The sequence below is a fragment of the uncultured Bacteroides sp. genome, from assembly GCF_905207245.1.
GTDB lineage: Bacteria > Bacteroidota > Bacteroidia > Bacteroidales > Bacteroidaceae > Bacteroides.
This window is the reverse complement of sequence record NZ_CAJLKP010000143.1, coordinates 1-7,121: the sequence shown is the minus strand read 5'-3', so window position 1 is coordinate 7,121 and position 7,121 is coordinate 1. Positions and strand designations below refer to the sequence as shown.

The 7,121-nt window shown below is 39.9% G+C and carries 5 protein-coding genes and 1 pseudogene; all 6 read left to right on the top strand.

Translation table 11 applies throughout. The features are described from left to right. Positions 1 to 453: 453 nt before the first annotated feature. Positions 454 to 1,824 carry an ATP-binding protein gene (locus tag QZ135_RS24055; protein WP_294615552.1) on the top strand — a complete coding sequence of 457 codons (1,371 nt, stop codon included), beginning with the start codon at positions 454 to 456 and terminating at the stop codon, positions 1,822 to 1,824. 750 nt (positions 1,825 to 2,574) lie between these two features. Further along, the gene (locus QZ135_RS24050; RefSeq protein ID WP_294615553.1) at positions 2,575 to 2,706 is read left to right on the top strand and encodes a hypothetical protein; all 132 of its coding nucleotides are present in this window, start codon (positions 2,575 to 2,577) and stop codon (positions 2,704 to 2,706) included. Between the two features lie 25 nt (positions 2,707 to 2,731). Then, positions 2,732 to 5,161, top strand: coding sequence for a hypothetical protein (locus QZ135_RS24045; RefSeq protein WP_294615550.1), 2,430 nt, complete (start codon positions 2,732 to 2,734; stop codon positions 5,159 to 5,161). Positions 5,162 to 5,319: 158 nt separating this feature from the next. Beyond that, positions 5,320 to 5,706 (top strand): DUF1573 domain-containing protein, encoded by a 387-nt coding sequence (locus tag QZ135_RS24040; RefSeq protein WP_294615548.1) that lies wholly within the window; start codon positions 5,320 to 5,322, stop codon positions 5,704 to 5,706. After that, positions 5,693 to 6,784, top strand: coding sequence for a GNVR domain-containing protein (locus QZ135_RS24035; protein WP_294615546.1), 1,092 nt, complete (start codon positions 5,693 to 5,695; stop codon positions 6,782 to 6,784). The genes QZ135_RS24040 and QZ135_RS24035 overlap by 14 nt, the downstream gene beginning before the upstream one ends. Positions 6,785 to 6,800: 16 nt before the next feature. Then, positions 6,801 to 7,121, top strand: a pseudogene (locus tag QZ135_RS24030) (ABC transporter ATP-binding protein); the annotation flags it as partial.

The following is a 7,121-nucleotide window of genomic DNA, read 5'->3' as shown; positions in this document are numbered from 1 at the left end:
CTGGCTTGTTTGCCTAATACAGAGGCAGCACGCCTTTCCTGTGAAACAATCTTTGACCCATGCGAAAAATAACGGTATCCAACGACTTCTTCGTCGGAGTGACTGAGGCACTGGCGCAAAGACAAACGGTAAAGCTCCTTATTTAGCGGACAAAGTATGTATCCTTTTATTAGGGGATAGATATAGTAGAGGTGGTTCCTTGCCTGCCGGAAGAAGCATTACCTACCTGGTGTTGTCCTTTTTATCAGTGGGAAGGTCGGTACATGATTCACCTATCTTTAAAATGATACGAGCTACGTAAATTATATCTCTGATATTGTACCACCTTTTGAAGTGGCACAACTATAGCTACATGCCAATGCCCCTTTTTACTATTAATATCAAATAAATAGGAGAATTTACTTGGTATTATGTTCTTAAAACATTATGTTTGCAAAACATAATAATTAAGATATGAGGTTTGTAGATAGAAGTGAAGAACAACGTAGATTACGCAGAGCCATTGAATCGGATATGGCACAGTTTATTGTAATTTACGGACGTCGCCGACTGGGAAAGTCCACATTGGTAAAGAAAGTACTGAATGAAAAAGACCTCTATTTCATGGCAGATAATTCGGAACAAAACCGGCAACGGGAGTTATTAGCACAATTACTGGCAGACAGCTATCCCGGATTCGATAAAGTGAATTATCCAAGTTGGGAGTCACTGTTTGAACATTTGGACATGCGATGTGATAAAGGGACGACACTTTGCTTGGATGAGTTTCCCTATATGGTGAAAACTTGTCCTGAATTGCCTTCGATACTTCAAAAGATAGTGGACAGGAAAGAACGGAAATATCATCTGATTCTGTGCGGATCATCACAACGGATGATGCAGAAGCTGGTGTTGGATGCTTCCGACCCGTTGTATGGTCGTGCTGATGTTATTCTGAAATTGGGGTTCATACCCTATCCATATCTTCAAGAAGTATTGGATATTGATGCTGTACAAGCAGTGGAGGAATATAGTGTGTGGGGAGGCGTACCACGGTATTGGGAACTTCGAAATAAAGAAGATAATCTGTTGGAAGCTATACGGTATAATATGCTTAGCACAAATGGAACGTTGTATGAGGAACCCATGCGATTGTTCATGGATGACCTAACACAATCTACCCAGTCGGAAACTATCATGTCCGTAATAGGAAATGGCTGTAATCGGTTGTCGGAAATAGCTGCGCGGTTAGGTAAAAAGGCTACAGACTTGGGAAATCCTTTGAATAAATTGATACAATTAGGATATATCGAAAGAGAACTGCCGTTTAATGAAAATCTAAAGAACTCGAAGAAATCTATTTATCGGATAGCAGATCCTTTTATGGACTTTTATTATCGTTTTATCATACCTAACCGTTCATTGATTGGTTTGGGGCATGTCAAACGTGTGGAACAACGAATAGTAGCGGAGTTCCCTAGATATGTTTCGCTGCATTGGGAAAAAATATGCAGGGATTCAGTCAGCGGAAACGAACTATTCGGTCATGTGTGGGACATTGCAGCACGTTGGTGGGGAAATGTATCGGAAACGGAACGAATAGAACTTGATGTGGTAGCGTTGTCAGAAGATAAGAAGCATTTGTTGGTTGGAGAGTGCAAGTGGACTGAGAAAGAGAATTCGGAAATATTGATGAAACAGCTTGTAGAGAAGGCCAGTAAACTGCCATTTGCGCAGAATAAAGAAATCATTCCTGTTCTGTTTCTGAAACATCCACCGTTGGGCAATGGCAAAGAAAACATATTGTTACCTGAGGCGGTAGCACAACTGAATTGTCGTTTATAAAAACGGTAATTCAGTATAATATCAAAAACAATAAAAAGGATGATATTCTGGAATATCGTCTAAAAAAGCATTAATATATATACTTCTCACTTGTATTAAAGCAAGTTCCTGCTTTATCGTTTGATCACTGCTAAGATAAAAAGAGAATACAGGATGTGTTTGGCATATTCTAAAATGCTTCGTAACCGAATAGTCATATCGCTCAAATGTCGTATTCTCTTGCGCCGTTATTAGAAGAGAATGCAAAACTTCGGTAAACTTATTTCTTGTCATTGGTGCCTGTAAATGGTGTCATTTATATTTCTTATAACAATCTATTTTCTTATTTCAATAATCTCTTTCTTCTTGAAAGAAAACAGGTTATAGCAGTTATTCCTTGTGGAATAAGGTGTTAAAATGTAGTGTCAATATGCTTGGGGTATTAAAACTGCTTATTTGCTGATAGGTGGGAAAAGGATTGTAACTCAACATCTTCGTTCATATTATTTGCATTTAGAAAATTCTTTTCTTTTGATATTAAGCTATCTTTATTAATGGCTAATACGTTTATAATCAGCTAAATAAAATCTAACTTTATTTAGGAAATTTATTTTTTACTTTGCAGGCTGAAAAGAGGGTTTGGCTATGCCTGTTCATAATAGGAATGACAAGTATAATGTAAGGGATAGCCTGAATTAGCGATAGATAGTATTACCAGTTGATAATGATAAAGACAATTTTAATATTACTAACAATTAAATTTTTATGATTATGAAAGTAGAAAAGGAAATGAAGTATGAAGCTCCGGAAGTGGAAGTTCTGGAAGTGGAAGTAGAATTGGGATTTGCAGCAAGTCCAGAAAACGGTGGAGCAGGTCCTATAAATCCTGATGATGGTTTTTAATGAATGTATTTAAAATGTATCTAAAATGAAAACAAGAAATTTATTTTTAGCGTTGGCATTACCTGCAGCATTTGCAGCATGTTCAAACGAAGAGTTTATGGATAATAATGCTGTTCCTGCCGAAAATAATTTGGTGGAACTGGGAGAAGGATTTGTTTTGGCCGGTCAAGGTGCAAATGAAACTTCTACTAGAGGAGTTTGGGGAGCAGACCTTATGTGGAGTTGGTTACCTACTATATTACCAAATGGGACTGGTGCCAATAGTATGTTAGGAAGTCTAAATGTCAGTGCCGATGAAATCGGTTTATGCTGGACGGGCGAATTGCCTGATGGAACAGGAAACATCAGTAATATGGTATATACCAATTATCAGTTTTTACATAATGGATGGTTGGCTGAAGGACAAGATGCCGCAAAGTTCAATGAGTGTACATTGGAACTTGAAAATGGCAAGGTTTACAAGGATATTGTTAAAGGTAGTTTAGACGAAAATTCAGATATAGCGACGATAAAAAATCAACTTGCAGATGATGCTAATAAAGTTAGTATTGAAGGCGTTGATACAAAGTTAGATCTGAATACCGGTATTTTCACAACGAGCAACAAAGCCATCTTTGGTGGTAGCTACATTGTTTACTATCCTTATAATGGAAATTTTGCTGATGCAGCAAGTCTGCCTGCTATATCTCCAGTAGCATACAATGATGTAACAACAGGTGATGTTTCCGTTCCTCATGTGGCAGAAAATACATTTATGGTTGGCTATGCCCGAAACTTAATTGGCGGCAGCCAGGCTTCTAAATTTGGTGTGAATCCATTGTCTGCTATCATAAGCTTACAATTGAAGCAGACAGGAAGTGCGAAAGACATCACAAAAGTTGCCTTATGGAGTCAAGACGGTTTCGTTACAAGTGTAGGCCTAGATGCAAGTAAAATTAAATCTATGGGAGCTGCCGGTGGTGAAGCTCTGTATGTAGAGGGAACCAAGAAAACTGCATCTACTATTGTAGCAACGTTGAAATCTTCCGTGACATTGGGAACCACAGCCACAAAAATTTATCTTCCGATATTGCCGACTACAGCAAAAGATTTGAAGGTAATTCTTTATACTACTACTGAAACTGCCGTAATTGATCTGGGTAAAGACTATACATTCAAGGCTGCCCAAGGTGCTGTGGTTAGTGTAGAGATGGATGCAGACGACTTTAAAACAGATGCTTTGATTGCTGTAGATGCAGTTTCATTGAAGAGTGCTGTTGAAGGCGATTATAGTAAAGCAACCAACGTAACAGTAATCGGTGACATTACACTTACCGATAATGTAGAGGTTAAAAATTATGTAACCGTAGAAGGTGGTAAGATTATTGTTCCCGAAGACAAAACTTTAACTATAGATGGTGGATCAACTATCCAATCGGCTGTCGAAGTCCAGGGCCAAACTTGCTGTGGTGGTGGTAGCGCAGCAGGCAAAATGCTTGTAAATACTAAAGCTATCATTGCAGGTAATGTCAATATATTAGCTGGTTATGGTGATAAAGCGGATGGCCTTCTTGAATTCGCAAACAACGCTGGTGAGGTATCTACAGTAGCCGCAACTGCAACTATTGTTGCTGACGGTGGTTCTATTGACTTCAAGGGTGTAACCGATATCTATGGAACACTTACTCTGAACGCAGGTGGCGTAGCAACATTATCAGCCGCAACGAGTGATGTGAACGTAAAGGGTGGTACTGTGAATAACAACGGTACATTTGTAGTGGACAATGGTAAGTTTGCCATGCTGGATGCAAGTGGAAATACGATAGCAGCAGCCGGTAAGAACTTTAAGAATAATGGAGTATTTATTGACAATATTGGTACAACAATTGGTGGTGCTACACAATACATGGCGTTCGGTACAAATGGTGATTATATTTGTAAAGTCAATGTTCAAGCCCGTCTTGATGAAGCTTATGCTAATAAGGCAGCTTGTAGTACTATACAGTTTGTAAACGCTGCTACTGCAACATATGACCTCAAAAATGCTACTCAACACAATAATAAGTATATTAATGTGGTTGATAACGGAGTATTAACTATCATTACGAACTCTGTAGCAGCAGTAACTATTGGTAATCTGACTGTAATGCCTACTCGTACATTGAAAGTTTCGACAGGGGCTAAACCAATCAACGTTAGTGGTAATATTGTATTAGATGGAACATTCACTACAGAGGAGGATGTACAGGGCATGACTGCAAACAATTTGACTGTCAATGACGGTGGTGCAGTTACCTTTGAAAATCGTAATACAAAACTAGGTGTAACACTGGCAGTTGCCAATACTATTGAAGTAAAGCAAGGCGGCACGTTTACAATGACTCCCGCTGCAAGTGATAAAAATGTAGCTGATGTTACTTGTAAGAAGTTGATTGAGGGTGGTACATTTGTCGGTAAACCAAGAGTTATTGAATAATATATCATTCAGAATTTTATAAATAAAAGCTCCCGACTATTTGCAGCCGGGAGCTTTTTATAAGAAATCTTTTCAATATATCCAGTAGTATGAAGCTCAATAGGATCTTGCCGCATTATATTCTTCTTTTTTCTTTTCTTTTTTTGCTTCTGCTGCTTATGTCTATTATCTCGTGTAAACATCAAGCATCACAGCAAGACCATGCAAGCAGTGTTTTTACGGCGCAAGTCACTTTCAATGACAGTATTCATGACTTTGGAACCTTTTCTTCGGGCAGCCCGATACAGCGACATGTATTCCGTTTCGTAAATAGTGGCAATGTTCCTGCCGTTATTCTAAACATCGACCCGTCCTGTAGGTGTATTTCTGTCGAATATACACAAAAAGTTGTCCGACCGGGTGAGTCCGGTAAGATAGAGGTAACTTTTGACGGTACGCAGGCTACTGTCGGTTATTTCAATAAGAGTGTCCGAATAAGGATAAACTCTTCCCAAACCTATACATTGAATATAAAAGGATGTATGAAACAGTATGACAGAGATTGATTTACTGGAACAGATTCGAAAAATCCGTATCTTCCAAAAGCTGATACTTAAAGCATGTGCTCTCGGTGCCATTGTTGGAATATTTATAGGGTTCGGCATTCCTAAAGAATATACGGCAAGTACCCTTATTGCTCCGGAAAGCATCCGTAGAAGTTCTTCTCCGGGCATAAATGCATTAGCTGATATGGCGGACAATATCAGTTCTTCCTCCACTACCGAACGGGATGCCATCTATCCGTCCCTTTATCCTGCCATTGTCAATTCTACACCGTTCCTCATCCGCCTTTTCAATATTAAAGTACAGGAACAAAAAGACAGCATCTCAATGCCCCTTACCCAGTATCTGAAAGAACGCCAGAAAAGAGCGTGGTGGAGTGCCATTACCTCGGCACCGTCCAGACTAATGGGATGGACAATATCTCTGTTTAGTGAAAAGCCAGAAATAGAAAAGACAGGAACTAAGACTAAAATAGATTTATTCTGTCTGACCCGTGAAGAAGCAGGCATGGCAGGTGCCATTGCCTCCAGAATCCATATCGGGGTAGATAAGAAAAAAAGAACTATAACGATATTCGTCACCATGCAGGACCCACTGGTGGCGGCTACCGTAGCAGATACTGTGCGAGCACATTTGAAGGAGTATGTAATAGAATACAGGACGAGTAAGGCGCGAAGGATTTTGGAATATACAGAAAAACTTCGTGAAAAAGCACAAGCTGAGTATTATGATACACAGGAAAAATATACCCGGTATGCAGATGCTAATCGGGGATTAGTAAAACTAGCTTCACGTGCCGAACTGGCACGTTTACGGAATGAAATGGAACTGGCTCAGGCCATCTACAATCAGATGGAGCAGCAGGCTCAGAGTGCCAGAGCAAGGGTGAAAAAGGAAACACCAGTGTATGCCGTTATCCAACCGGTGCAGGTTCCACTTAGCCCTTCAAGGCCCCGAAAGATGATGATTCTTGTGGTATGCATTTTTTTTAGCGGGGCAGGAAGTATTGGTTGGGGACTATTTGCAAAAGACTTTTTGAAGAACATGAAAAGGAAAAAGATTGCTTTTGACGGCGGATAAAAGTAAGTGAAAACAGATGATTAAAAAGATTATTCAGTTGTTGTCTGAGAGGCAACGCAAGCGGGGAATATGGGTGGCTTTCTCGGTATTGCTACGCGCTATCCTTGATTTTGCAGGAGTGGCGGCACTGATACCGATATTGCTGGTAGTAGTAAAACAGGATGGCGGACGAGGCATGATGCTGGCGTTATGCGGCACCGTGTTGCTGTTTGTTTTATTAAAAAATGCGTTGGTGGTGCTGTTGGCGCGTGCGCAAAGCAGTTATCAACTGGAAATCTATCGTGAATTCAGCCGCCGGATGTTTGCCAATTACTATCATCGCGGATTGCTTTTCCTG